General features: G+C 73.0%; 21 protein-coding genes. 5 read left to right on the top strand and 16 right to left on the bottom strand.

Features of this window, described 5'->3' with window-relative positions:
* Nucleotides 1-367: 367 nt before the first annotated feature.
* The 7 genes from pheT to infC form a co-directional block, all read right to left on the bottom strand.
* Nucleotides 368-2,878, bottom strand: coding sequence for a phenylalanine--tRNA ligase subunit beta (gene pheT, locus ACZ516_RS25195; RefSeq protein ID WP_469011722.1), 2,511 nt, complete (start codon nucleotides 2,876-2,878; stop codon nucleotides 368-370).
* Nucleotides 2,878-4,008, bottom strand: coding sequence for a phenylalanine--tRNA ligase subunit alpha (pheS, locus tag ACZ516_RS25190; RefSeq protein ID WP_358577719.1), 1,131 nt, complete (start codon nucleotides 4,006-4,008; stop codon nucleotides 2,878-2,880). Before pheS ends, pheT begins: the two co-directional genes overlap by 1 nt.
* A 181-nt stretch (nucleotides 4,009-4,189) precedes the next feature.
* Complete coding sequence (locus ACZ516_RS25185) at nucleotides 4,190-5,332, bottom strand: sensor histidine kinase (RefSeq protein WP_469011721.1); 1,143 nt, start codon at nucleotides 5,330-5,332, stop codon at nucleotides 4,190-4,192.
* A gap of 38 nt (nucleotides 5,333-5,370) precedes the next feature.
* Nucleotides 5,371-6,213 carry a TrmH family RNA methyltransferase gene (locus tag ACZ516_RS25180; RefSeq protein ID WP_358577714.1) on the bottom strand — a complete coding sequence of 281 codons (843 nt, stop codon included), beginning with the start codon at nucleotides 6,211-6,213 and terminating at the stop codon, nucleotides 5,371-5,373.
* 159 nt (nucleotides 6,214-6,372) lie between these two features.
* Nucleotides 6,373-6,756 (bottom strand): 50S ribosomal protein L20, encoded by a 384-nt coding sequence (gene rplT / locus ACZ516_RS25175; RefSeq protein WP_358577712.1) that lies wholly within the window; start codon nucleotides 6,754-6,756, stop codon nucleotides 6,373-6,375.
* 95 nt (nucleotides 6,757-6,851) lie between these two features.
* Nucleotides 6,852-7,046 (bottom strand): 50S ribosomal protein L35, encoded by a 195-nt coding sequence (gene rpmI / locus ACZ516_RS25170; protein WP_007829094.1) that lies wholly within the window; start codon nucleotides 7,044-7,046, stop codon nucleotides 6,852-6,854.
* A 107-nt stretch (nucleotides 7,047-7,153) separates the two neighbouring features.
* Nucleotides 7,154-7,819: a translation initiation factor IF-3 gene (gene infC / locus ACZ516_RS25165; RefSeq protein WP_358577958.1), complete on the bottom strand. Its 666-nt coding sequence runs from the start codon at nucleotides 7,817-7,819 to the stop codon at nucleotides 7,154-7,156.
* A gap of 389 nt (nucleotides 7,820-8,208) precedes the next feature.
* Between infC and ACZ516_RS25160 the strand changes: the two genes are divergently transcribed.
* Complete coding sequence (locus tag ACZ516_RS25160; RefSeq protein WP_358699297.1) at nucleotides 8,209-8,586, top strand: DUF1844 domain-containing protein; 378 nt, start codon at nucleotides 8,209-8,211, stop codon at nucleotides 8,584-8,586.
* A 4-nt stretch (nucleotides 8,587-8,590) separates the two neighbouring features.
* On the opposite strand, the gene ACZ516_RS25155 is transcribed toward ACZ516_RS25160, so the two are convergent.
* The 3 genes from ACZ516_RS25155 to ACZ516_RS25145 form a co-directional block, all read right to left on the bottom strand.
* Complete coding sequence (locus ACZ516_RS25155) at nucleotides 8,591-9,325, bottom strand: SseB family protein (protein WP_469011720.1); 735 nt, start codon at nucleotides 9,323-9,325, stop codon at nucleotides 8,591-8,593.
* 77 nt (nucleotides 9,326-9,402) lie between these two features.
* A complete protein-coding gene (mycP, locus tag ACZ516_RS25150) occupies nucleotides 9,403-10,656 on the bottom strand; it encodes a type VII secretion-associated serine protease mycosin (protein ID WP_469011719.1) in 1,254 nt (417 codons plus the stop codon).
* A complete protein-coding gene (locus ACZ516_RS25145) occupies nucleotides 10,653-12,131 on the bottom strand; it encodes a hypothetical protein (protein WP_469011718.1) in 1,479 nt (492 codons plus the stop codon). The genes mycP and ACZ516_RS25145 overlap by 4 nt, the downstream gene beginning before the upstream one ends.
* 172 nt (nucleotides 12,132-12,303) lie before the next feature.
* Here ACZ516_RS25145 and ACZ516_RS25140 point away from each other — a divergent pair, with 172 nt between their 5' ends.
* Nucleotides 12,304-13,506, top strand: coding sequence for an amino acid deaminase/aldolase (locus ACZ516_RS25140; RefSeq protein ID WP_361078824.1), 1,203 nt, complete (start codon nucleotides 12,304-12,306; stop codon nucleotides 13,504-13,506).
* 66 nt (nucleotides 13,507-13,572) lie between these two features.
* On the opposite strand, the gene ACZ516_RS25135 is transcribed toward ACZ516_RS25140, so the two are convergent.
* The 6 genes from ACZ516_RS25135 to ACZ516_RS25110 all read right to left on the bottom strand — a co-directional run bounded on the left by ACZ516_RS25135 (nucleotide 13,573) and on the right by ACZ516_RS25110 (nucleotide 20,808).
* On the bottom strand, nucleotides 13,573-14,538 hold the full coding sequence (locus tag ACZ516_RS25135) for a DUF2510 domain-containing protein (protein WP_358588517.1): 966 nt from the start codon (nucleotides 14,536-14,538) through the stop codon (nucleotides 13,573-13,575).
* 28 nt (nucleotides 14,539-14,566) lie between these two features.
* On the bottom strand, nucleotides 14,567-15,865 hold the full coding sequence (locus ACZ516_RS25130; protein ID WP_469011717.1) for an HAD family hydrolase: 1,299 nt from the start codon (nucleotides 15,863-15,865) through the stop codon (nucleotides 14,567-14,569).
* A 16-nt stretch (nucleotides 15,866-15,881) separates the two neighbouring features.
* Nucleotides 15,882-17,204, bottom strand: coding sequence for a haloacid dehalogenase-like hydrolase (locus ACZ516_RS25125; RefSeq protein WP_469011716.1), 1,323 nt, complete (start codon nucleotides 17,202-17,204; stop codon nucleotides 15,882-15,884).
* A 91-nt stretch (nucleotides 17,205-17,295) separates the two neighbouring features.
* Complete coding sequence (locus tag ACZ516_RS25120; RefSeq protein WP_361078834.1) at nucleotides 17,296-18,075, bottom strand: 3-oxoacyl-ACP reductase; 780 nt, start codon at nucleotides 18,073-18,075, stop codon at nucleotides 17,296-17,298.
* A gap of 5 nt (nucleotides 18,076-18,080) precedes the next feature.
* Nucleotides 18,081-19,430: an aldehyde dehydrogenase family protein gene (locus tag ACZ516_RS25115; RefSeq protein ID WP_469011715.1), complete on the bottom strand. Its 1,350-nt coding sequence runs from the start codon at nucleotides 19,428-19,430 to the stop codon at nucleotides 18,081-18,083.
* Between the two features lie 7 nt (nucleotides 19,431-19,437).
* Complete coding sequence (locus ACZ516_RS25110; RefSeq protein WP_361078840.1) at nucleotides 19,438-20,808, bottom strand: glutamine synthetase family protein; 1,371 nt, start codon at nucleotides 20,806-20,808, stop codon at nucleotides 19,438-19,440.
* A gap of 75 nt (nucleotides 20,809-20,883) precedes the next feature.
* Here ACZ516_RS25110 and ACZ516_RS25105 point away from each other — a divergent pair, with 75 nt between their 5' ends.
* The 3 genes from ACZ516_RS25105 (at nucleotide 20,884) to ACZ516_RS25095 (ending at nucleotide 24,025) form a co-directional block, all read left to right on the top strand.
* Nucleotides 20,884-21,633 carry a FadR/GntR family transcriptional regulator gene (locus ACZ516_RS25105; RefSeq protein WP_361078843.1) on the top strand — a complete coding sequence of 250 codons (750 nt, stop codon included), beginning with the start codon at nucleotides 20,884-20,886 and terminating at the stop codon, nucleotides 21,631-21,633.
* 194 nt (nucleotides 21,634-21,827) lie between these two features.
* The gene (gene eat / locus ACZ516_RS25100; protein WP_358912943.1) at nucleotides 21,828-23,273 is read left to right on the top strand and encodes an ethanolamine permease; all 1,446 of its coding nucleotides are present in this window, start codon (nucleotides 21,828-21,830) and stop codon (nucleotides 23,271-23,273) included.
* Nucleotides 23,274-23,338: 65 nt separating this feature from the next.
* Nucleotides 23,339-24,025 (top strand): gamma-glutamyl-gamma-aminobutyrate hydrolase family protein, encoded by a 687-nt coding sequence (locus ACZ516_RS25095; protein ID WP_469011714.1) that lies wholly within the window; start codon nucleotides 23,339-23,341, stop codon nucleotides 24,023-24,025.
* The last annotated feature ends 8 nt before the right edge of the window (nucleotides 24,026-24,033 follow it).

Below are 24,033 nucleotides of genomic sequence, written 5' to 3'. Positions count from 1 at the left end.
GCGGCCCGGGGTCTGCCGATGCACAGGACCGCGCTCCGGTCGCGGTCCCGGGGGCCTCGGCGTCCCGCGCCCGCCCTCGTCCTCGCCCCGGACCTCGCCCCGGTCCTCACCCTGGTCCTCGCCCAGGACATCGAACGGCGGGGAGCCCCAGCCCTGATACGGATCATCATCATGCCGTCGGTCCCCCTAAGGCCCCGTCCAGCGCGCAGGCCGACCCCTACGGCCGCTCTGATTCTGTCGACCGAGTGACCCGATCGGGCCAGGGTGATGCCTGTTGTCACTCCAATGAGTGAGGGTCTCATCCGATGATCCGGATGAGACCCTCTGTGCGCCTCAGGGTGCGCCTGTCGGCAGGGACAGAACGCGGTTACGCTCCGCGCAGCACCGCGCCCGTGCGCTCGGCCGCCAGGGCGACGGCCGCGTCACGGGCCGCCGACGCCTCGTCGACGGTCAGCGTGCGGTCGGCCGCGCGGAAGCGCAGCGCGTACGCCAGGGACTTCTTGCCCTCGCCGATCTGTGACCCAACAAATACATCGAACAGCCGGATGGACTCGAGGAGTTCACCCGCGCCGCCGGTCAGGTAGTACTCGACCACGGCGGCCGGCACCTCCTTGTCGACGATCAGCGCGACGTCCTGCGTGGCCACCGGGAAGGTGGAGATCCGCGGTGCGCGCGGCGTGCCCTCGCCGGCCTGCGCCAGGCGGTCCAGGTCCAGCTCCATCGCGCAGGTGCGCGCGGGCAGGTGCAGCGCCTTGACGACCCGCGGGTGCAGCTCGCCGGCGTGGCCGACGGTGACGATGTCGCCGTCGACGACGACCTTCAGCTCCGCGCAGCGGCCCGGGTGCCAGGGGCCGTACTGCCCCTGGTCGACGATGAGTTCGGCACCGGCCTCGCGGGCCAGGGTGCGCGCCGCCTCGACGGCGTCCGCCCAGTCGGCCGGGCGGCCCTTGCCCCACCAGCCGGCCTGCTCGCGGGCGCCCGCGAGGACGACGGCGGCGTGCCGGGGCTGGACGGGCAGCGCCTCGGTGAGGGAGGCGATCTCCTCGTCGGTGGGCCGCCGGTCGACGGGCAGCCGCACCGCGACCTTCAGTTCGTCCTGCGGGTGGAAGACCAGGCCCGTCTCGAAGAGCGCCAGGTCGTGGCTGCCGCGTCCGTCGTTGCGGCGGAGCGCCGCGAGCAGCCCCGGCAGCAGCGTCGTACGGAGGGCGGGCTCCTCGTCGGAGAGCGGGTTGACGAGCTTGACCACGCGGCGGTTCGGGTCGTCCGCCGCCAGGCCGAGCTGGTCGAAGACGCTCTCCCCGATGAAGGGGTAGCTCAGCGCCTCCACGTACCCGGCGCCGGCCAGGGCGCGCCCGACCCGGCGGTGCAGGCGCTGGCGCTCGGTCAGGCCGCGGCCCGCGGGGGGCTTGGGCAGGGTCGAGGGGAGGTTCTCGTACCCCTCCAGGCGGATGACCTCTTCGGCGAGGTCGTTCGGCTCCGCGAGGTCGGGGCGCCAGGACGGCACGGTGACGGTCAGGTCGTCCTGGCCGTACACGTCGCAGCCGACCTGCTGGAGGCGGCGTACGACGGTCTCGCGGCCGTAGGTCACACCGGCGACCCTGTCGGGGTGGTCGGCGGGCATGGTGATCGTGCGCGGCGCGGTGGGCGCGATGACCTCGGTGACACCGGCCTCGGCGGTGCCGCCCGCGAGCAGCACGAGCAGGTCGACGGTCCGCTGGGCGGCGGCCGAGGCGGCCTGCGGGTCGACGCCGCGCTCGAAGCGCTTGGCGGCCTCGGAGCCCAGCTTGTGGCGGCGCGCGGTGCGGGCGATGGAGAGCGCGTCGAAGTGCGCGGCCTCGATGACGACATCGGTGGTGCCGCTCTCGGCAGCGTGGTCGGCGATCTCCGTGTTGGCGCCGCCCATGACGCCCGCGAGGCCGATGGGCCCGCGGTCGTCGGTGATGACCAGGTCCTCGGCGTCGAGGACGCGCTGGGCGCCGTCGAGCGTGGTGAACTTCTCGCCCTGCTCGGCCCGGCGCACGCCGATCGTCCCCTGGATGCGGGAGCGGTCGTAGGCGTGCAGGGGCTGGCCCAGCTCCAGCATCACGTAGTTCGTGACGTCGACGGCGAGCGAGATGGGGCGCATCCCGGCCTTCTGCAGGCGTCGCTTGAGCCAGATCGGCGAGCGGGCCTCGGGCTGCAGGCCGGTGACGGTGCGGGCGGTGAAGCGGTCGCAGCCGAGCGGGTCGCTGATCTTGACGGGGTGGCCGAAGGAGTTCGGCGCGGGCACGTCGAGCAGCGCCGGGTCGCGCAGCGGCAGGCCGTAGGCGATGGCGGTCTCGCGGGCGACGCCGCGCATCGACAGGGCGTAGCCGCGGTCGGGCGTGACGGCGATGTCCAGGACCTCGTCGACCAGTTCGAGCAGCTCGATGGCGTCGGTGCCGACCTCGTGCTCGGGCGGCAGCACGATGATGCCCCCGGAGCCGTCGTCGCCCATGCCCAGCTCGTCGCCGGAGCAGATCATGCCGTGCGAGGTCCTGCCGTACGTCTTGCGGGCGGCGATGGCGAAGTCGCCGGGCAGGACGGCGCCGGGCAGCACCACGACGACCTTGTCACCGACGGCGAAGTTCCGGGCGCCGCAGACGATCTCCTGCGGTTCACCGGTGCCGTTGGCGGTGCCGACGTCGACGGTGCAGAAGCGGATGGGCTTCTTGAAGCCCTCCAGCTCCTCGATGGTGAGGACCTTGCCCACGACGAGCGGGCCCTTGAGGCCGCCGCCGAGCTGCTCGACGGTCTCGACCTCCAGGCCGACGTCGATGAGCTTGGCCTGCACGTCACGGCCGGTCTCGGTGGCGGGGAGGTCGACGTACTCCCGCAGCCAGGAAAGCGGGACCCGCATCAGATCTCCATCCCGAACGGCCGGGTGAACCGGATGTCACCCTCGACCATGTCTCGCATGTCTTCGACGTTGTGGCGGAACATCAGCATCCGTTCGATGCCGAACCCGAAGGCGAATCCGCTGTACTTCCGGGGGTCGACGCCGCAGGCGGTCAGCACCTTGGGGTTGACCATGCCGCAGCCGCCCAGCTCGATCCAGCCCTCGCTGCCGCAGGTGCGGCAGGGGCGGTCGGGGTTGCCGACGGACTCGCCGCGGCAGACGTAGCACACCATGTCCATCTCGGCGGACGGCTCGGTGAACGGGAAGTAGTTCGGCCGCAGCCGCGTCTTCATGTCCGGGCCGAAGAGCGCCTGGACCATGTGGTCGAGGGTGCCCTTGAGGTCGGCCATGGTCAGGCCCTCGTCGACGGCGAGCAGCTCGATCTGGTGGAAGACCGGGGTGTGCGTCGCGTCCAGCTCGTCCGTGCGGTACACGCGGCCGGGGCAGACGATGTAGACGGGCGGCTCGCGCCGTTCGAGCAGGGCGCGGGCCTGCACCGGGGAGGTGTGCGTCCGCAGCACGACACCGGACTCGTCGCCGGAGGCGCCCTTGGGGCCCTGCACGAAGAACGTGTCCTGCATCTGCCGGGCCGGGTGGTCGGGCGTGAAGTTGAGGGCGTCGAAGTTGAACCACTCCGCCTCGACCTCGGGGCCCTCGGCGACCTCGTAGCCCATGGCGACGAAGACGTCCGAGACGCGCTCCATGAACGTGGTCAGCGGGTGCCGGGCGCCGGCGGCCGTGCGGTCGTAGGGCAGCGTGACGTCCACCGCCTCCTCGACCAGGACGCGGGCGTCCCGCTCGGCCTCCAGCTCGGCCTGGCGGGCGGCCAGCGCCTTGCTCACGGCGCCGCGTGCCATGCCGACGCGCTTGCCGGCCTCGGCCTTGGCCTGCGGGGGCAGCGCTCCGATCTCGCGGTTGGCGAGGGCCAGCGGCGAGGTGCCGCCGGTGTGCGCGACCTTGGCCTCCTGGAGCGCGTCGAGGCTGTCCGCGGCCGCGAAGGCGGCGAGCGCCTCGTCCCGCATGCGCTCGATCTCTTCAGGTTTCAGTGCCTCGACCTCAACAGGGTCGTACGACTTGTTCGGTGCCGACATCTCTTCCCGTGCTTCCGGTTGGCTGGCGGATGGTCCCCGTCGACGAATCGGAGACGGAGTGTCCCAAGGATTGGGGACGCACAGTGCCAACGACCGAGTCTACCGGGGGTGCGGTGTTCGAATGCGCCCGCGGGCTGCTCAGGACGTCCTCGCCGTCAGTCGCCGACGGCCGGTCGGCGACTCACAGGAGGTACGCGGGAGCCCCCACGGGCAACGTAAATCGGAACTGCGCGCCGCCGCCCGGGGCGCGGCCGACGGTGATCGTCCCGCCGTGCGCCTCCACGATGCCCTTCACGATGTACAGCCCCAGTCCCGTCCCGCCGCGCTTGCTGCCCCGCCAGAAGCGGGTGAAGACGCGGCCCATCGACTCCTCCGGAATGCCGGGACCCTCGTCGCTGACGGTCACGGCGGTCTCGGCGCCGCCCCGCTCGCGCGCGGAGGAGGAGGGCGCCACATCGATGGTGACCGTTCCCTCGCCGTGCCGCACCGCGTTTTCCAGGAGGTTGCTCAGCACCTGGTCGATCTTGTCGGGGTCCGCCCACAGGTCGGGCAGCGGCCGCTGGAGCCGTACGAGGAAGCGGGCGGCGTCCTGGCCGGAGGCGACGTAGGCCCGGATGTGGCGGCCCACGGCGGCGCCCACGTCGACGGGCTGGCGGCGCAGTTCGAGGCGGCCGGAGTCGATGCGGGAGATGTCGAGCAGTTCCGCGATCAGCCGGGTGACGCGGTTGGCGTCGGCGTCGACGGTCTCCAGCATCAGTTTCTTCTGGTCGTCCGTGAACCGCTCCCACTTGGCGAGCAGGGTCGCCGTGAAGCCCTTGACGGACGTGAGGGGCGAGCGCAGCTCGTGGGCGACGGTGGCGATCAGCTCGGCGTGGCTGCGCTCGGTGCGGCGGCGGGCCTCGGTGTCGCGCAGACAGACCACGACGCGGCGCACGGGCCCGGTGCGGGCGGTGCGCAGATAGCGGGCGGAGACCAGCACCTCGCGGCCGCCCGGCAGCAGCAGATTGCGCTCGGGCTGGCCGACCCGGATGGCGAGGCCGCCGTAGGGGTCGGTCAGCTGCCACCAGCGGCGGCCTTCCAGGTCCTCTAACGGCAGGGCGTGCTCCAGGGGCGCGCCGAGGGCGTCGGCGGCGGGGACGGCGGTGATCCGTGCGGCCGCCGCGTTGAAGCAGATGATCCGGCCCGTCTCGTCCGCCACGACGAGCCCGTCGGGCAGCTCGTCGGGGTCCAGTCCGAGGTCGCCGAGATCACCTGGAGCGCCGCGGTCCGTGCGGGCACGGACGAGGTCCTGTACTCCCGGTGCTCTTCTGGTGCCGACACTCATTCCCCGTACCCCACCTCTCGGACTGGCCCGTCACCCTACTAGCTCGATGTGACGGAGCGGCACCCTCCGGCGGCGCGCTGTGCACGGGCGGAGGCGTAGAGGCACACGGCGGCGGCCGTCGCGAGGTTGAGGCTCTCGGCCCTGCCGTGGATCGGAACGCGCACCACGGCGTCGGCGAGTGCGCGGGTCTCCTCCGGGAGCCCCCAGGCCTCGTTGCCGAAGACCCAGGCGGTGGGGGTGCCCATGGTGCCCTTGTCCAGTTCGGTGTCGAGGTCGTCCGTGCCCGCCCCGTCGGCGGCGAGGATGCGGACGCCCGCGTCCTTCAGCCCCTGGACGGCGCGCTCCACGGGGACGCCGACGGCGACCGGCAGGTGGAAGAGGGAGCCGACGGAGGCGCGCACCGACTTGGGGTTGTAGAGGTCCACGGAGGCGTCCGTGAGGATCACGGCCTCGGCGCCGGCGGCGTCGGCGCAGCGCAGCACGGTCCCGGCGTTGCCGGGGTCGCGCACGTGGGCGAGGACGGCGACGAGTTTCGGCCGCGCGGCGAGGATCTCCTCGAACGGGGTGTCGAGGAACCGGCAGATGCCGACGAGGCCCTGGGGGGTCACGGTCGTGGAGATGTCGGCGATGACGTCCTCGTCGGCGAGGTGCACCCGGGCCCCGGCGCCGCGGGCCTCCCCCACGATGTCGGCGTAGCGCTCGGCGGCCTCGACGGTGGCGAACAGCTCGACGAGCGTGTCCGCGTGTCCGGCGGCCTCCCGCACGGCCTGCGGCCCCTCGGCGAGGAACAGCCGCTCCTTGCCCCGGAAATTCCGCTTGGCGAGCCGCCGGGCGGCGCTGACGCGCGGCGACTTGGAGGAGATCAATTCAGCGGCAACCATAAAACTCACCTCAGGGACAGCGCCCCGGAAGGGGGCGCGGGGAACTGCGCGACCAGCCACACACGAACCCGCGGACGGCAGGGGGCGGGCGCGCCCCCGAACAGAAACGGACCCGCAGGCCACCAGGCCCACGGGTCCGAAACAACGCTCAGCGCAGCGTCACGCGGCCTTCGGCGCGTTGACGTCGCTCGGCAGCGCCTTCTGCGCGACCTCGACCAGCGCGGCGAACGCGTTCTGGTCGTTGACGGCCAGCTCCGCGAGGATCTTGCGGTCCACCTCGATGTTGGCGGCGTTCAGACCCTGGATGAGGCGGTTGTACGTCATGCCGTTGGCGCGGGCAGCGGCGTTGATGCGCTGGATCCACAGCCGACGGAAGTCGCCCTTGCGCTTCTTGCGGTCGTTGTAGTTGTAGACCAGGGAGTGGGTGACCTGCTCCTTGGCCTTGCGGTACAGGCGCGAGCGCTGGCCGCGGTAGCCGCTGGCCGCTTCGAGGATCGCCCGACGCTTCTTGTGGGCGTTGACTGCCCGCTTGACGCGTGCCACTTTTTACTCCTTGTAGCGGGGCCGTGGTTGGACTCACACGACCCGGTATCGATTGGGTCCCGGTCAGAGTTCGGACGCGCGGTGCGCGCCCGGACTCACTTGCCGAGAAGCTTCTTGATCTTCTTGGCGTCGCCCGGGGCCATCTCGGCGTTGCCGGTGAGACGACGCGTCAGACGGGACGACTTGTGCTCGAGCAGGTGGCGCTTGCCGGCACGCTCGCGGAGCACCTTGCCGGAGCCGGTGACCTTGAAGCGCTTGCTGGCACCGCTGTGCGACTTGTTCTTCGGCATAGCGCCGTTCTCTCCTCGTCAGTGGCACTCCGATGCCCGGTCGTGAAACCGGGCATCCGGGAGCCATATGTGTCAGTTGGCGATCGCCTGGACTCGCGTCCGGGAGATCAGGCCTCGGCGTTGGCCTCGGCCGGGGCCTCGGCGGGAGCCTCCTCGGAGAGCTCCTCCCCCTCGGCGGAGTTCTGCGAGCGGCCGGGGTTGGCCTTCGCGTCCGCCTTGCGGGCCGCCTGGGCCTCACGGGCCTCGGCCATCGCCTCGGTCTTCTTCTTGTGCGGACCGAGAACCATGATCATGTTTCGGCCGTCCTGCTTCGGGCTGGACTCGATGAACCCAAGGTCCTCGACGTCCGAAGCGAGACGCTGCAGCAGCCGGAAGCCCAGCTCGGGGCGGGACTGCTCGCGACCACGGAACATGATCGTGATCTTGACCTTGTCGCCCTGCTTGAGGAACCGGACGACGTGACCCTTTTTGGTGTCATAGTCGTGCGGGTCGATCTTCGGCCGGAGCTTCATCTCCTTGATGACCGTGTGCGCCTGGTTCTTGCGCGCCTCACGGGCCTTCATGGCCGACTCGTACTTGAACTTCCCGTAGTCCATGAGCTTGCAGACCGGCGGACGCGCAGTGGCGGCCACCTCGACCAAGTCGAGGTCGTACTCCTGCGCAAGCTCCAGGGCCTTGGCAAGCGGAACAATCCCGACCTGCTCGCCGCTGGGACCGACAAGTCGCACCTCGGGAACGCGAATCCGGTCGTTGATGCGGGGCTCGGCGCTGATGGATCCTCCTCGGTAGCACCACGCGGCCGTCTGGCGGACAGCCGCGTTACGTCTGTTGACTGGACCAACCGAGCGGGGCCACAAAAAATGCCCCGACCGATCACAGAAGGGGCTCCACGTACTACCGGAGCACCTCCGCGGTGATCGCGGGGCGCACATCGGGCGACCCAAAGCCTTGAGGCTTCGGCCGCCTGACCGGTGACCCGCCGCTCAGGGAGCGGCCAGGTGGGAGATCGGAGCCTCCACTTGTGGGCCGGATCCTTGCGTTGGCACGCGGGTCTCCGGCCGGTCGTTACACAAGGTTAGCAGCTCCCCCGGGCGGGAGCGAACCGGTCCCTCCGTCCTCTCCCGGGGCGGGGCCGGCGCGGTGCGCGGCTTATCGTGTGGACATGAGCGACGCGACCCCCACCCCCGAGTCCCCCGCCGGCGACTCCCCCGATTTCGACACCCTGACCCGCGACATCGCGGACGTCCCCGCGGTCGAGGTGATCACCACGGTGGCGGTCCACCTGATGAGCGCCGCCGCCGTGAACCTCGGACTCGCCGAGGGCGGCGAGGGCCACAAGGACCTCGACGAGGCCCGCAAGCTGATCCACTCGCTGGCCGGTCTGCTGGACGCGAGCGCCACGGAGATCAGCTCCTTCCACGCGGCGCCGCTGCGGGACGGACTGAAGTCGTTGCAGCTGGCGTTCCGCGAGGCGTCGATCGTGGCGGACGAGCCGGGTCAGGGCCCGGGCGAGAAGTACACGGGGCCGGTCTTCGGCTGAGCCCTCACACCGTACGTACGTAGAGGGGCTCGCCCGGTGGCGTCGCCTCGGCCGGCAGGAGTGCCAGGTCGAGGCCGCGCACCAGGCGGGCCCTCAGTGTTTCGTCGGCGGTGATGCGGTGGGCCACGCGCCGGGCCGTCTCGGCGGGGTCGGCGGCCGGGTCGACGACCAGGGCGAGGATGCCGTCAAAGCTGCCGGGGCCGAGGTGGGCGCGGAGCACGGCGGGCTCGGCGGCGACGGCCGCGCGCACGGCGCCGGTGACCGCGGGGTCGGCGAGCGGGTCGGCGCTGGCGCGGCCCTCGGCGAGGGCGAGCAGCGCGGTGCGGCCCAGTTCGTAGGGGACGGGGCCCGCGAGGTCGAGGACGATCGTGTCGGCCTGTTCGTGGGCGGCGGCCTGGAGCGCCTGGTGCAGGGGCACGGCGACGGGCCGGGCGGCCGGGTCCCACAGCGCGAGGGCCTCGGTGGAGGTGAAGGCCGGCAGCGCCTTGCGGTCACCGGCCCGCAGTGTGGGGACGGCCATGTCGCTGGTCTTCTCGCGGCGCAGGCCGTTCTCGTCCTCCTCGACCTCGCCGAGGACGGCGACGACGGGGACGAGGAGCCGCGCCCCGGCGAGGGCTTCGAGGACGGGGCCGTGCGCCGTGCGGTCCTGCGACCAGGCGGTGAGCGCCGCGGCCAGCCGGGGGTCGGCGGTGCCGTCGTCGTCGGAGAAGCCGGGGTCGGGAATGTTCTTGTTCGCCACGCCCCGACCCTACAGAGGCGCCTTGCGGCGGCCTGTCCGGGTCTCCCCTGGGCGGCCTGGCGGTGGGCGCCGTCCCGTCAGTCGCGGGGCCGCGAGGTCGGCAGGGGGCCGAGGCGTCCGCGCCAGAGGCAGATGCCGGCCACGAGCAGGCCCACGCCGAGGACTCCCGCGAGGGGCCCGACCCAGGGGGCGGGGCCGCTGTCGGAGGCGGCCTCCTCGGGGCCCGGGCCGAAGTACTTGGCTCCGTACGCCGTCGTGCGGGGCTTGTCCCGCGCGAGCCGGCCCGCGCGGGCGAAGGCGGCCGCGGGGTCGATCAGGCCGAAGCCGCGGGAGTCGTCGCGGCCGCCGGGCGGGGCGTCGCGGGCGGTGTCCCGCAGGAGCTGCTTGAGCTGGGCGGGCGTGAGGTGCGGGTGGGCGGCGCGGAGCAGGGCGACGGTGCCGGAGACGAACGCGGAGGCGGCGCTGGTGCCCCAGCCCTCGTAGTACTTGCGGTCGGGGTCGGCGATGACGATGTCGTCGCCGGGCGCGGCGACGGTGGCGTACCAGCGGCGGGTGGAGAAGGCGGCGCGGGCGCCGTTCTCGTCGACGGCCGTCGCGGCGATCACGCCGGGGTAGGCGGCCGGGTAGGAGATGTGGTCGCCGCGCTCTCCGCCGTTGCCCGCGGAGGCGACGACGGCGACGCCCTTCTTCAGGGCGTACTGGACGGCGGCGTCCTCGGCGGGTTCGGGGTGGGCGGACTTGGAGTCGTCGCCGAGGGAGAGGTTGATGACGTCCGCGCCGTGGTCGGCGGCCCAGCGGATGCCCTCGGCCAGGGCGGTGCCCCGGGTGTCGCGGGCCTTTCCGCGGGCGGGGTCGCCGTCTTCGAGGATCACCCGGACCGGCAGGATCCTCGCTTCGGGCGCGATGCCCAGTACGCCGTCGCCGTTGCCCTCGCCGTGCCCGTGGCCCGCGATGATGCCGGCCATGGCGGTGCCGTGCCGGGCCCAGGGGCGGTCGCCGCGGCCGGCACCGAAGCCGATCAGGTCCTTGCCCGCCAAGACGTTGCCCGCGAGGTCGGGGTGCCGGTCGTCGACGCCGGTGTCCAGGACGGCGACGGTGATGCCGCCGCCCTTGGTGGTCTGCCATATCCGGTCGGTGTGCAGGGCGTCCAGGGCCCACTGCTGGGCGCGGATGCCGTCGTCGGCGTGGGCGGGGGCGGCGGGGGCGAGGGCCAGGGCGGCGGTGAGCGCGGCGGCGAGGAGCGGCCGGCGGGGGTGGTTTCGGCGATGGGGGCGGGTGCGGCGGTCCGGGTGGGTGCGGCGGTTCGGGCGGGTGCGGCGGGTGTTCCTCATGCCTCCTCCGCTCGGACGATGGTCTTGCGCAGGCCTCGTTCGACGCGGTCCGCGATGCCTTTCGCCTCGTGGCCGAGACCGGACTGGGCGGGCATCGAGGTGGCGGTGGCGCCCATCGCCTCGGTGGCGGGCTCGGGGTCCGTGACGACGCGGCCGTCCGCGAAGCCGGACACGGCGTACGCGACGACGGGTGCGTCCGGCAGCACCGACACCGTCCAGGACGCGCGCTGGGCGTCGCCGAAGCCCTCGGCGACCGTGCCCTTCGCCGGGTACGTCCTCGGCATCAGGTCCGGGCGCCTGCCGAGGCCCTCCCGTGCGAAGCGGTTCCGCAGCGCCCGCATGGCGTCCGCGTCCGCCTTGGTGAACAGCAGGCCGACGGTGGTGACGTGGCTGCGGGTCGCGTCGGTGTACGTGGCGCGGAGCAGCCGCAGGCAGCCGACGGGGGCGAGGGCCCTCGCCAGCAGGGGGTCGAAGGCGGCCCCGCAGCCGCTGTCGGGGGCGACGGCGACCCGGGTCCAGGAGCGGTCCGCGCCGCCGGGGCCCGCGCCCTCGCCCTTGAGGTCGGGCGGGAAGAGCCGGTCGACGGGCGCGCTGTGCCACAGGTCGCCGGTGACCTTGTACGCGCTGCGCGGGGACCCGCCGTTGGCCACCGACTCGCCGGTCAGCCAACTCCCGGTCACCGCACCGCCGATGAGCCCCAGTCCGAGGACGACGCAGACGGCGGCGGCGACGGCACGGGGCCGCGCCCAGGCCCGGAGGGAGCGCGGCCGGGCGAAGGCGCCGTCGTCCAGGGCGGGCCGCGCGAGGAAGACGAGGGGGCGCCCGGAGCCGGCGCCGGAACCCGTCATCGGGCCGCCGACCGCCGGGCGGCCCGGGCCGAGGTGCTGGGTCGGGGCAGCCGCCTCCCCCGACGACGACCCGTCCGGCACCTGCCCGGCACGGGCCGACGACGCACGGGGCGTGGGCGGTTCGGCGGGCGGCACTTCGCCGGTGCGCGCCGGCGCGGACGGTGGGGCGGGCGTCGACGGCTCGCCGGACGGCTCTACGCGGGGTCGGCTCGGCAGGTCACCGGCGGGCGGGGCCGCGGCCTGCGCATCAGCGTCTCGTACGCCCGCCACGCCGTCGGTCCCCGTGGCTGTCGTGTTCTTGGCGGCGGCGGCCGTTGGGGGCGTCGCTTCGGCGGCAGGGGGCGTGCTGGGGCGGGGTGCCGGGATGTGGCGGGGAAGCGTGCGGGGCCTGCTGCGGGCCGCCTCGGTGAAGGGGGCCAGGAGGTCCGCCACCCGGGACGCGTGGTCGGGGTCCTCGGAGGGGGGCGTGGGGCGCAGGGCGTCGAAGAGCCAGTCCTCGTCGACCCGGGGGCGCACGTCGGGGAAGCGGGCGGACGGCGCGGGGGGCGGCTCGTCCGGCGGGGCCGTGGGGCGGGGCGGCGCGGTGGGGCGCGGGGGAATCGGGGTCGCTCCCGCCTCCGTGCTCATGCCCGCCCGTCTCCTCGCGCTCCGGCTGCCGGAACGCTCGGCCCGGCGAGGCTCCGTGCGCGTCACTCTACGGGCACGGGAGGGCCGTTCGGGAACCCCCCTCCCGGGCCCCGGGCGATCTGCCCGGATCATCCCCCTACCCTCGGGTAATCGTCTCTGGCAGGCTTCCGCCATGACTGGCCTCGCCGCAGACCGAGCCCGCTACGACCGGGCCACCGCACATCTCGACGCCCCCCTCGCGATCGTGGATCTGGACGCGTTCGACGCCAACGCCGACGACCTCGTGCGCCGCGCGGGCGGCAAGCCGATCCGCGTCGCGAGCAAGTCCGTGCGCTGCCGGGCCCTGCTCGAACGCGTCCTGGCCCGCGACGGCTTCGCCGGGATCATGTCGTTCACGCTCGCGGAGTCGATATGGCTCGCGCGTTCCGGCTTCGAGGACGTGCTGCTCGCCTATCCCTCGGCGGACCGCGCCGGTTTCGCCGAGCTGAGCGCCGACCCGAAGCTGGCGGCCGCGGTGACCGTGATGGTCGACGACCCGGCGCAGCTGCGGCTGATCGACGAGGCCAGGAACGGCGGCACGGAACAAGTGCGGGTCTGCCTGGAGTTGGACACCTCCTTCCGGACACTGGGCGGCCGCGTGCGGATCGGCGCGCTCCGCTCCCCGCTGCACGCGCCCGCGCAGGTCGCCGCGCTGGCCCGGGCCATCACCCGCCGGCCCGGTTTCCGGCTCGTGGGCGTCATGGCGTACGAGGGCCATGTCGCGGGCGTGGGCGACGCGGTGGAGGGGCGTCCGGCGCGCTCGCGGACGATCAGGATGATGCAGGCCGCGGCGCGCCGGGAGCTGGCGGAGCGGCGGGCGCGGACCATCGGTGCCGTGCGGGCGGTGGTGCCGGACCTGGAGTTCGTCAACGGCGGCGGTACCGGCAGCGTGCAGCACACGGCGGCGGAGCGCGCGGTGACGGAGATCGCCGCCGGGTCGGGGCTCTTCGTGCCGCGGCTGTTCGACAACTACACGTCGTTCAGCGGCCGTCCGGCCGCGCTCTTCGCGCAGCCGGTGGTGCGCAGGCCGGGGCCGGGCACGGTGACGGTGCTCGGCGGCGGCTATCCGGCGTCGGGGGTCGCGGGTGCGGACCGCTCCCCGGTGCCGTATCTCCCCGAGGGCCTGCGGTACGACCCTCAGGAGGGCGCCGGCGAGGTGCAGACGCCGCTGCACGGCCCGGCGGCGGACGATCTGCTGATCGGCGACAAGGTGTGGTTCCGGCACGCCAAGGCCGGGGAGCTGTGCGAGCGGTTCGCCGCGCTGCACCTGGTGGCGGGCGACGAGGTGACGGGGAGCGTGCCGACGTACCGGGGCGAGGGCCGCACCTTCCTGTGACCGGGCGGCGCGGCCCGCGGCGCCCCGGAGCCTGCCGCGGCACCCTCCGGAGCCCCGCGGGACGCCTCAGGGCGTCGCCCCCACGTCCTCGCCGACCCCGCCGCCCGTCGCGCTGTCGTCGACCGAGCGGATGCCCTTGACGACGCGGTCCATGTCGGACAGGGGCGGCGCGCCCTTGGCGACGTCGATGGAGAGGCGGACGATGACCATCGGTTCGGCGCCGATGCTCGACTTGAACGCCACCGACTGCACGTACCCTCCGGAGCCCTTGCCGGTCCGCACCTTCCAGCGCACGTAGTAGCCGCTGCGGCCGGCGACGGCGACCGTCCCCTCCGCGACCTTCTCGTGCCCGGTGATGCCGTCGTAGGGGTTGTTGCCGAGGACGTCCTCGCCGTAGACGCTCTTGGCGGCGTCGTTGATGTCGCCCCTGGCCAGCGCCTTCGGGGAGGTCTCGTCGGTGGCGGTCACGGGGTGCGAGGTGATCTCGCCGTGGCGGCAGACGCCCGAGTCGCCGGGGCAGTCGTAGGTGTCCGGGGTCTGGAGGGTCGGCTCCCTGTTGACGGTGCTCTCGGCCTTCTCCCAGCCGTCGATGACGGGGAGCGTGAGCCCGTTGAGGTCGTCGACGAGGACGTCGGGGTTCGGGTCGGACGTCTTCGTCGGCGTCGGTGTCGGGGAGGGGCTCTCGCTCCCCTGCGTCGCGGTCGGGGCGCCGGACGGGGCGTCGCCGCCCCGCGCTTCGCCGTCGTCCTTGGTGAGGGCGACGACGCCCGTGACGATAGCGGCGACGAGGACCGCTCCGGCGGCGGCCAGCGCGATGGTCTTCGCGCGGCCGCCGCCGGAGCGGGTCCCCGGAGTGCTCACCGGCGTCGCGGCCAGGTCGGGCGCCGGGCCGAAGCCCTGCGCCGCCGGGGCCGCCGCCTGCGCGTTGCCGGGGGCGCGGCGGTGCTCGGTCCACGCGGCCCCGTCCCACCAGCGCTCGACGGAGGGCTGGTTCGGGTCCGGGTACCAGCCGGGCGGAGGTGTCATGCTCATTCCGGCACTCTAGGACGTGATCGGAAGGTCAGTACACCGAATCCCGCTGGTCGGGCACCACCGAGCCGTCGTCGCGCAGCACGGGGCCCTTGCTGCCGTCGTGCTCGTTGTACGCGGCGGTCGAGCACGGGTAGGTGCCGGTCTTGCGCGGCATCGGCTCGATGAACATCGGGTTCACCACCCAGCGGCCGTCGGCGTTGTCGTACGCGCGGCACATGAACTCGCTCTTGTTGCGGTTCAGCACGAGGTGCGCGCCGGTGGCGTCGCCGACGAAGGTGACATCCGTGTCGGCGTCGCCGCCGCCGAGCGCGATGCGCCGCGCCCGGTCCTGCTTCTGCCAGGCCGCCTTGCCCTTGACCCGGTAGATCTCCTGGTTGATGAAGCAGCGCTTGCCGTCGATGTAGGGGATGGCCTCGCCCTTGTTGACGGGCACATCGCCGCAGCCCTGGTTCCAGGTGGTGATGCGGCCCTCGCGGTCCAGGACGGAGCGGATGGCGATGGTGTGCGCGCGGTCGACGCCGACGCTCCTGGACCACACCTCGGCGACCGGTTCGGAGCCCGCCGAGACGATGTAGACGTCGAAACCGGCCTTCTTGAGGGTGCGGATCAGGTCGCGCTGCTGGTCGTAGTAGCGGACGTAGCCGGGGATCTCATGGGTGCCGACGGTCTGCGTGGCGCCGACCGGGGCGGCGAGCGCCTCCTTGCGGGCCTTCGCGGCGTACGACTCCAGCTGAGGGACGGTGTGCCCGGCGAAGAGCTGCGGCACCCAGGCGTACTGCGGGACGGTGTGCCGGTGGTCCCACCGGCCCGCGAAGGCGGCGGCGCCGCTCATGGTCCTGCCGTCCTCGCGGATCTCGAAGATCTCGTCCGCGCAGGCGGTGTTCCTGGAGGTCGGCAGGGGCTTGCCGACGGGCACGTCGGTGCCGCAGGCCTCGGTGAGGGCGCGGTGCGCCTCGTCGGTCAGCCACTTGCTGGTGGCCTTCCAGCTCTTGGGGCGCAGGATCTTGTCGTGCCGCAGGGACCAGGCGATGGTCGCGTCGGTGACGTCGTTCTTGACGACCGTGTTGTCCCAGTCGAAGGCGGCGACCGGGCGCTCGTGCCCGTGGCCCGGGTGGGGGTTCGCGCAGCGGCCGCGCTCGTCGATCACCCGCTGGAGCCGGGCGCGGTTGTCGCCGTACCAGCTGAGCTTCTTCGAGAGCTGCGGACAACGGACCTCTGCCGTGGCGGAGTTCGTGGGCGTGGCGGCGGCCGCGGGGAGCGCCGCGGGCACCGCCGCCAGCGCGGCGGCCGCCGCCAGGGTCAGCGCCGAAATGTTTCTGTTACGCATGCGAGTGGACCGTACATCAGTCCTGTGCGGCGGGCGACGGCGTCGACGTCCCGAACACCGTGTCCCGCTGATCGGGGATCACCGAGCCGTCCGTACGGCGCACCGGACCCTGCCGGCCGTCCCGTTCGGTGTAGCCGGTGGTGGCGCAGGGGTAGGGGTCCGCCTTCTCGCCCTTGGGCTCGATGAACATGGGGTTGACCAGCCAGCGGCCGTCGCCGTTCTCGTAGGCGCGGCACATCAGTTCGTTCTTGTTGCGGTTCAAGGCGAGCCTGAGGCCGGTGGCGTCGCGCAGGAAGGAGATGTCCGTGTCCGAGTCGCCGGCCGCGAACACCTGCCGCCGCGCGGCGGGTTGGACCCGCTCGGCGGCGGCGCCGCGCACGCCGAGGATCTCCTTGTTGATCCAGCAGCGCTTGCCGTCGATGTACGTGATCATCGAGTCGTCGCCGTCCGCGACGGTGCCGCAGCCCTTGAGATGGGCGGTCTGCCTGCCGTGGGCGAGGACGTTGCGGATGCCGAGGGTGTGCCGGGCGTCGACGCCGACGGCCGCGGCCCACACCTCGGCGACCGGCTCGGGCGACGCGGAGACGACGTACACGTCGAAACCGGCCTTCTTCAGGGTGTGGATCAGGTCGCGCTGCTGGTCGTAGTAGCGCACCCAGCCGGTGACCTGGTGGGTGCCGACCCGCTGCCGCGCCCCGACGGGCGCGGCGAGGTTCTCCTCGCGCGCGGCGGCCGCGAAGCCCTTGACCTGGCGGGTGGTCCAGCCCTGGGTGAGCTGGGCGAGCCAGGCGTACTGCGGTTCCATGCGCCGGTGGTCGAAGCCCGCGAAGGCCGGCGCGCCCGAGGTCGTGGCGCCCTCGCCGTAGACGGACAGGATCTCGTCGGCGCAGGCGGCGCCCCGGGCGGTGTTCCGGTGCGTGGGCAGGGTGGCCCGGGTGGCCGGGCAGGCCTTGGCCAGGGCCTGGGCCGCCGGGGCGGTCAGGTAGCGGCTCGTGGTGCGCCAGTCGCCGCCCGAGGGCGTGCGGATCCTGCCGTGGCGCAGCAGCCAGAACATGGTGGCGTCGCCGATGTCGTTCTTGACGACGGTGTTGTCCCAGTCGAAGGCGGCGAGCGGCTTGGCGCCGTGCCCGTCGCCGCACCGGCCGTAGCGGTCCACCATGTGCTGGAGTCTGGCCTTGTTGCTGCCGTACCAGCCCGCGGAGACGGTGAGCGCGGGGCACTTGTCGGCCCGCGGCGGGGCGTCCTGGGTCGCCTCGGCGGTGGCCTGGACGCCGAGGAAGCCGGTGGTGGCGACGGCGAGCACGGATGCGGCCGCGATGGCGCGGCGCTTGAGGTTCACGAACACACTCCCGTGTCTACGCGGGCCGGTCGGGCGTCGTGCGACGCCCGACCGACGTGCGGGTGGCTGCCGGGTGAACGGCGCGCTGTGCCTACAGCGGGGTCACGTACGCGCCGGTGAGCCCGCCGTCGACGAGGAAGTCGGTGGCGTTGACGAACGAGGAGTCGTCGCTGGCGAGGAACGCCACGGCGGCGGCCATCTCCTCGGCCTCGGCGAAGCGGCCCACGGGGATGTGCACGAGGCGGCGCGCGGCGCGCTCGGGGTCCTTGGCGAACAGCTCCTGGAGCAGCGGGGTGTTGACCGGGCCCGGGCAGAGCGCGTTGACGCGGATGCCCTCGCGGGCGAACTGGACCCCCAGCTCGCGGGACATGGCGAGGACGCCGCCCTTGGACGCGGTGTAGGAGATCTGCGAGGTCGCCGCGCCCATCCTGGCGACGAACGAGGCGGTGTTGATGATGGAGCCCTTGCCCTGGCGCCGCATGTAGGGGATGGCGGCCTTGCAGCACAGGTAGACGGAGGTGAGGTTGACGTCCTGGACGCGCTTCCAGGCCTCCAGGCCGGTGTCCAGGATGGAGTCGTCGTCGGGCGGTGAGATGCCCGCGTTGTTGAAGGCGATGTCGACGGAGCCGTAGGTGTCGTGGGCGGTCCTGAAGAGCGCCTCGACCTCCTCGGCGTCGGTGACGTCGACGCGTACGAAGGTCCCGCCGACCTCCTCGGCGGCGGCCTTGCCCGCGCTCTCGTCGATGTCGCCGCAGACGACGTGGGCGCCTTCGGAGGCGAGGCGGCGCGCGGTGGCGAGGCCGATGCCGCTGCCGGCGCCGGTGATGACGGCGGTGCGGCCGACGAGGCGGCGGCAGATGTTCTCTGACATGGGGTTCAGGCCTCCGTGCTGATGAAGACGTTCTTGGTTTCGGTGAAGGCGTGCAGCGCGTCCGGGCCCAGCTCGCGCCCGAGGCCGGACTGCTTGTAGCCCCCGAAGGGGGTCCAGTAGCGCACGCTGGAGTGCGAGTTGACGGAGAGGTTCCCGGCCTTGACGGCCTCGGAGACCCGCAGGGCCCGGCCCACGTCCCGCGTCCAGATGGAGCCGGACAGGCCGTACGGCGAGGCGTTCGCGAGGCGGATCGCGTCCTGTTCGTCGGTGAAGGGCAGCAGCACCGCCACGGGGCCGAAGATCTCCTCGACGGCGGCGGGCGAGTCGGGCCGCTCGGCGGTCAGGACGGTCGGGGGGAACCAGAAGCCGGGCCCGGTGGGGGCGCTGCCGCGGATGCCGGGCGCCTCGTCCGGCACGAGCGCGCGCACGTTCTCCAGCTGCCGTCGGGAGATCAGCGGACCCATCTGTGTCTTCGCATCCCGCGGATCGCCCACGACGACCTCGCCGAGCGCCTCGGTCAGCAGCGCCGCGACCTCGTCGTACACCGACTCCTGTACGAGGACGCGGGTGCGGGCGCAGCAGTCCTGGCCGGAGTTGTCGAGGAAGGAGAAGGGGTCGGTGGCGGCCTCGAGGTCCGCGTCGGCGAAGACGATGTTGGGGCTCTTGCCGCCCAGTTCCAGGGTGAGCCGTTTGACCTGGCCCGCGCAGCGCTCCATGATCTCGCGGCCGGTGCGCGTGGAACCCGTGAAGACGATCTTGGCGACGTCGGGGTGGTCGACCAGGGCGCGGCCGGTGATGTGGCCGTGGCCGGGCAGCACCTGGAAGACGTGCTCGGGCAGTCCGGCCTCCAGGGCCAGTTCGGCGAGTCGCAGGGCGGTGAGCGGGGTGGTCTCGGCGGGCTTGAGCAGGACGGTGTTGCCCGCGGCGAGGGCGGGGGCGAAGCCCCAGGCGGCGATGGGCATCGGGAAGTTCCAGGGGGCGATGACGCCCACCACGCCGAGCGGTTCCCGGAAGGTGACGTTCCAGCCGCCGGGCGCCGGGATCTGCTGCCCGGTGAGGCGTTCGGCGCCCCCGGCCGCGTACAGGAGCAGGTCCCGGACGTTGCCCGCCTCCCAGCGGGCGTTGCCCGGCAGGTGACCGGCCTCGCGGACCTCCAGATCGGCCAGCTCGTCGAGGTGGCCGTCCACGGTGTCGGCGAAGCGGCGCAGCAGCCGGGCGCGGTCCGCGGGGGCGACGGCGGCCCAGGCCCGCTGGGCGCCCACGGCCCGCTCCACGGCGCGCCGCACGTCGTCCGCGTCGGCGGCGGGGACGGTCGCGATGACCTCTTCCGTCGCCGGGTTCAGTACGTCGAGCAAGGCTGCCTCACAAGCGTTCGAAGGAGCGGCGGAGCTCCCAGTCGGTCACCGCGGAGTCGAAGGCGGTCAGCTCGACCCGCGCCATGTTGCGGTAGTGCGCGACCACCTCGTCGCCGAAGGCGGCCTTGGCGATGGGGCTGTTCTCCCACAGCTCGGCGGCCTCGCGCAGGGTGGTGGGGACGTGGGCGTGGTCGCCGGTGTAGGCGTTGCCGGTGCACTCGTCCGGCAGTTCGAGCTTGTGCTCGACGCCGTACAGGCCGGCGGCGACCAGCGCCGCGACCGCGAGGTAGGGGTTCACGTCGCCGCCGGGCAGCCGGTTCTCGAAGCGCAGGGAGCGGCCGTGGCCGACGACGCGCAGCGCGCAGGTGCGGTTGTCGTGGCCCCACGCGGCGGCGGTCGGCGCGAAGGAGCCGGGCACGAACCGCTTGTAGGAGTTGATGTTGGGCGCGTAGAGGAGGGAGAAGTCGCGCAGCGCGGCGAGCTGGCCGGCGAGGAAGTGCCGCATGAGGGGCGACATGCCGCCGGGGTCGTCCGGGGAGCCGGCCATGGCGTTGGCGCCGTCGGCGTCCTGGAGCGAGAGGTGGATGTGGCAGGAGTTGCCCTCGCGCTCGTTGAACTTGGCCATGAAGGTGAGCGAGACACCTTCCTGGGCCGCGATCTCCTTGGCGCCCGTCTTGTAGATGGCGTGCTGGTCGCAGGTGACGAGGGCCTCGTCGTAGCGGAACACGATCTCGTGCTGGCCGGGGTTGCACTCGCCCTTGGCCGACTCGACGACGAGCCCGGCGGCCGCCATCTCGTTGCGGATGCGGCGCAGCAGGGGTTCGACGCGGCCGGTCCCGAGGACGGAGTAGTCGATGTTGTACTGGTTGGCGGGCGTGAGGTTCTTGTAGCCGGCGTCCCAGGCCCGCTCGTAGGTGTCCTTGAAGACGATGAACTCCAGCTCGGTCCCCACGTGCGCGCTGTAGCCGAGCTCCGCGAGCCGGTCGAGCTGGTGGCGCAGTATCTGGCGGGGGGCCGCGACGACGGGTGAGCCGTCGTTCCAGGCGAGGTCCGCCATCAGCATCGCGGTGCCCTCGTTCCAGGGGACGCGGCGCAAGGTGGTGAGGTCGGCGTGCAGGGCGAAGTCGCCGTAGCCGCTCTCCCAGGAGGACATGGCGTATCCGTCGACGGTGTTCATCTCCGTGTCGACGGCGAGGAGGTAGTTGCAGCCCTCCGTGCCGTGTTCGAGGACCTCGTCGAGGAAGAAGCGGGCGGCGAACCGCTTGCCCTGGAGCCGCCCCTGCATATCGGGGAAGGCCAGGACGACAGTGTCGATCTCGCCGCTCGCGACGAGGGCGGTCAGCTCCTCGACGGCGAGCGGGGGTGTGCGGTCTGCCACGGGAAATGCCTCCTTGGGTCAGCCGGGAGCCATAAGGTATTGCGGAGAACCTTTGCTTGGGAAGGGGGTACGGAGATGTCGCACCCGGAAGAGGGCAGATCTCCCGTGTCGCGGGACGCGGACGGGCTGACTCCGGTACTGCGCCCGGTGCGGGCGGGCAACGGCTTCGAGGAGGCGCTGGAGCAGATCCTCCAGGTCGTCCGCCTCGGCCTGGTGCCGGGCGGCGAACGCCTGCCGTCGGAGCGGGAGTTGGCCGACCGCCTCGGCATCAGCCGGGTCACGCTGCGGGAGGTCCTGAAGGTGCTGACCGACCAGGGCCTGGTCGAGTCGCGGCGCGGGCGGTACGGCGGCACCTTCGTGCGCCCGCGCCCCGAGGCGGCGGGCGAGGACGAGCTGCGCCGGCGGATCGCGGACGTGGACGTGGAGGACGCGCTGCGCTTCCGGGAGGTCTTGGAGGTGGGGGCGGCCGGGCTGTGCGCGGCGCACGGCCTCACCGGCGACCAGGCTCACCGGCTGCGGGCGGCGCTCGCGCGGACGCACGACGCGCCCCTGTCGCAGTACCGCCGCCTGGACACGCTGCTGCACCTGACGCTCGCCGAGCTGTGCGGCTCCCCCACGCTCACCGCGCAGTACGCCGCGGTGCGGGCGACCGTGAACGACCTGCTGGACTGCATCCCGCTACTGGTGCGCAACCTGGAGCACTCGCAGCGCCAGCACACCGCGCTCGTGGAGGCGGTGCTCGACGGGGACGCGGACGGGGCGCGGGAGATGATGCGGGAGCACTGCGCGGGCACGGCGGCGCTGCTGCGGGGGTTCTTGACGTGAGGCGGCCTTTTACCTCTCCGTAACGCACGGGTCTTGCTTTCCCGCCCCCGGCACGGCAAAGGTATGCATCCGTTCCATTGAATCGCCCAGCGGCCCAGCCGCCCAGTCGCTAAGCCACTAAGCCACTAAGCCACTAAGCCGCCCAGCCTCCCCCTCCCCGCCCCGCAGTGCCGCCGCCGCAGAGGAGCCGTGCCATGACCGTGGAGTCCAGCAAGCCGAGCCCCGCCGAACCGGCGGACGACTATCTGGAGCGCAGGACGCTCCGCCGGGGCAGCGCGGGCTGGCTGCTGCTCACCGGCCTCGGCGTCGCCTACGTCGTGTCGGGCGACTTCTCGGGCTGGAACTTCGGCCTGGCCGAGGGCGGCTTCGGCGGCCTCGGGATCGCCATGGCCCTGATGGGCGTGATGTACGCCTGCATGGTCTTCTCGCTCGCCGAGCTCTCCTCCGTGCTGCCCACGGCCGGCGGCGGCTACGGCTTCGCGCGCCGGGCGCTCGGCCCCTGGGGCGGCTTCCTGACCGGCACGGCGATCCTCATCGAGTACATCCTGGCGCCCGCCGCGATCTCCATCTTCATCGGCGACTACGTCGAGTCGCTCGGCCTGTTCGGCCTCACCTCCGGCTGGCCCGTCTACCTCGCCTGCTTCGTCGTCTTCATCGGCATCCACCTGTGGGGCGTCGGCGAGGCGCTGCGCTTCAGCTTCGTCGTGACCGGCGTCGCCGTGGCGGCGCTGCTGGTCTTCGCCGTCGGCGCGTTCCTGGACTTCGACGCCGCCCGACTGAACGACATCCCCGTGGACGCGGACGCCTTCGGCGCCAACTCCTGGCTGCCGATGGGTCTGCTCGGCATCTGGGCGGCGTTCCCGTTCGGCATGTGGTTCTTCCTCGGGGTGGAGGGCGTGCCGCTGGCCGCCGAGGAGACGAAGGACCCGGCGCGCACGCTGCCGCGGGCGATCCGCTGGTCGATGGCCATCCTCGTCGCCCTCGCACTCCTCACCTTCTTCGCCTCGGCCGGCGCGCGCGGCGCCGACGCGCTCCAGGACGCGGGCAACCCATTGGTCGAGGCGCTGCAGCCGGACGGCGAGGCGACGGGCCTGAGCCGCGTCATCAACTACGCCGGTCTCGCGGGGCTCGTGGCGTCCTTCTTCTCCCTCATCTACGCGGGCTCGCGCCAGCTCTTCGCGCTCTCCCGCGCCGGCTACCTCCCCCGCTTCCTGTCGCTCACCAGCAGCCGCAAGGCGCCCTACCTCGGGCTGCTCGTGCCCGGCGCGATCGGCTTCGGGCTCGCCGCGGCGACCGGGGACGGCGCCCGCATGCTGAACGTCGCGGTGTTCGGCGCCACCATCTCGTACGCGCTGATGTCGCTCTCGCACATCGTGCTGCGCCGCCGCGAGCCGGGCCTCGAGCGCCCCTACCGCACGCCCGGCGGCGTCCTGACCTCGTCGGTCGCGCTGGTCCTCGCCTGTGCGGCGCTGGTCGCCACCTTCCTGGTGGACGTGACGGCGGCGGTCATCGCGCTCGTGGTGTACGGGGTCGCGATCGCCTACTTCGGGCTGTACAGCCGCCGCCACCTGGTGGCGAGCGCGCCGGAGGAGGAGTTCGCGGCGCTCGCGGCCGCCGAGGCGGAGTTGGAGCGAGACTGAGCACCTCGGCGCGGACAGCGGCGAGGGCGACGAGGACCACGAGGACGACGACGAGGGAGAACGCAGTGGGCGGCAGGCCGCTGATCGGTGTCAGCACCTATCTGGAGGCGCGGGCGAGCTGGCGCGTGTGGGAGCTGCCCGCGGCGCTGCTGCCCGCCGCGTACCCGAACCTGGTGCGGCGGGCGGGCGCCCTCGCCGCCCTGCTGCCGCCGGACGACCCGTCGTACGCGCGTTCCGTCGTCGCCCGGCTGGACGGCGTGGTCATCGCGGGCGGGCCCGACGTCGAGCCCGGGCGGTACGGGGCGCGGCGCGAGGAGCTGACCGGGCCGCCCGCGCCGGAGCGGGACGCCTGGGAACTGGCCCTGATCGAGGCCGCGCTGGAGTCCGGGACGCCGCTGCTCGGCATCTGCCGGGGCATGCAGCTGCTGAACGTGGCGCTCGGCGGCACGCTGGTGCAGCACCTGGACGGGCACGCGGTGGCGCCGGGCGTCTTCGGCACGCACACGGTGAAACCGGTGCCGGGCACGCTCTACGCGTCCCTCGCCTCGGACGCGGCGTCGGACGTGCCGACGTACCACCATCAGGCCGTGGACCGCCTCGGCGAGGGCCTCACGGTCTCGGCCCACGCCGAGGACGGCACCGTGGAGGCCATCGAACTGGCCTCGCCCGCTTGGGCGTTGGGCGTGCAGTGGCACCCGGAGATGGGGGAGGACACGCGGGTCATGACGGCGCTGGTCCGAGCCGCCTCCTGAGCGCGGCT

The sequence above is a fragment of the Streptomyces sp. NPDC034037 genome (genome assembly GCF_055575715.1).
The sequence above is the reverse complement of the archived record's forward strand: the minus strand, read 5'-3'. Positions and strand labels throughout refer to the sequence as shown.

Excerpts from the sequence above, each read along its gene's own strand:
- pheT (WP_469011722.1), bottom strand. The coding sequence starts at position 2,878 with ATGCGGGTCCCGCTTTCCTGGCTGCGGGAGTACGTCGACCTCCCCGCC.
- pheS (WP_358577719.1), bottom strand. The coding sequence starts at position 4,008 with ATGTCGGCACCGAACAAGTCGTACGACCCTGTTGAGGTCGAGGCACTG.
- ACZ516_RS25185 (WP_469011721.1), bottom strand. The coding sequence starts at position 5,332 with ATGAGTGTCGGCACCAGAAGAGCACCGGGAGTACAGGACCTCGTCCGT.
- ACZ516_RS25180 (WP_358577714.1), bottom strand. The coding sequence starts at position 6,213 with ATGGTTGCCGCTGAATTGATCTCCTCCAAGTCGCCGCGCGTCAGCGCC.
- rpmI (WP_007829094.1), bottom strand. The coding sequence starts at position 7,046 with ATGCCGAAGAACAAGTCGCACAGCGGTGCCAGCAAGCGCTTCAAGGTC.
- ACZ516_RS25160 (WP_358699297.1), top strand. The coding sequence starts at position 8,209 with ATGAGCGACGCGACCCCCACCCCCGAGTCCCCCGCCGGCGACTCCCCC.
- mycP (WP_469011719.1), bottom strand. The coding sequence starts at position 10,656 with ATGAGGAACACCCGCCGCACCCGCCCGAACCGCCGCACCCACCCGGAC.
- ACZ516_RS25145 (WP_469011718.1), bottom strand. The coding sequence starts at position 12,131 with ATGAGCACGGAGGCGGGAGCGACCCCGATTCCCCCGCGCCCCACCGCG.
- ACZ516_RS25140 (WP_361078824.1), top strand. The coding sequence starts at position 12,304 with ATGACTGGCCTCGCCGCAGACCGAGCCCGCTACGACCGGGCCACCGCA.
- ACZ516_RS25135 (WP_358588517.1), bottom strand. The coding sequence starts at position 14,538 with ATGAGCATGACACCTCCGCCCGGCTGGTACCCGGACCCGAACCAGCCC.
- ACZ516_RS25130 (WP_469011717.1), bottom strand. The coding sequence starts at position 15,865 with ATGCGTAACAGAAACATTTCGGCGCTGACCCTGGCGGCGGCCGCCGCG.
- ACZ516_RS25120 (WP_361078834.1), bottom strand. The coding sequence starts at position 18,075 with ATGTCAGAGAACATCTGCCGCCGCCTCGTCGGCCGCACCGCCGTCATC.
- ACZ516_RS25105 (WP_361078843.1), top strand. The coding sequence starts at position 20,884 with ATGTCGCACCCGGAAGAGGGCAGATCTCCCGTGTCGCGGGACGCGGAC.
- eat (WP_358912943.1), top strand. The coding sequence starts at position 21,828 with ATGACCGTGGAGTCCAGCAAGCCGAGCCCCGCCGAACCGGCGGACGAC.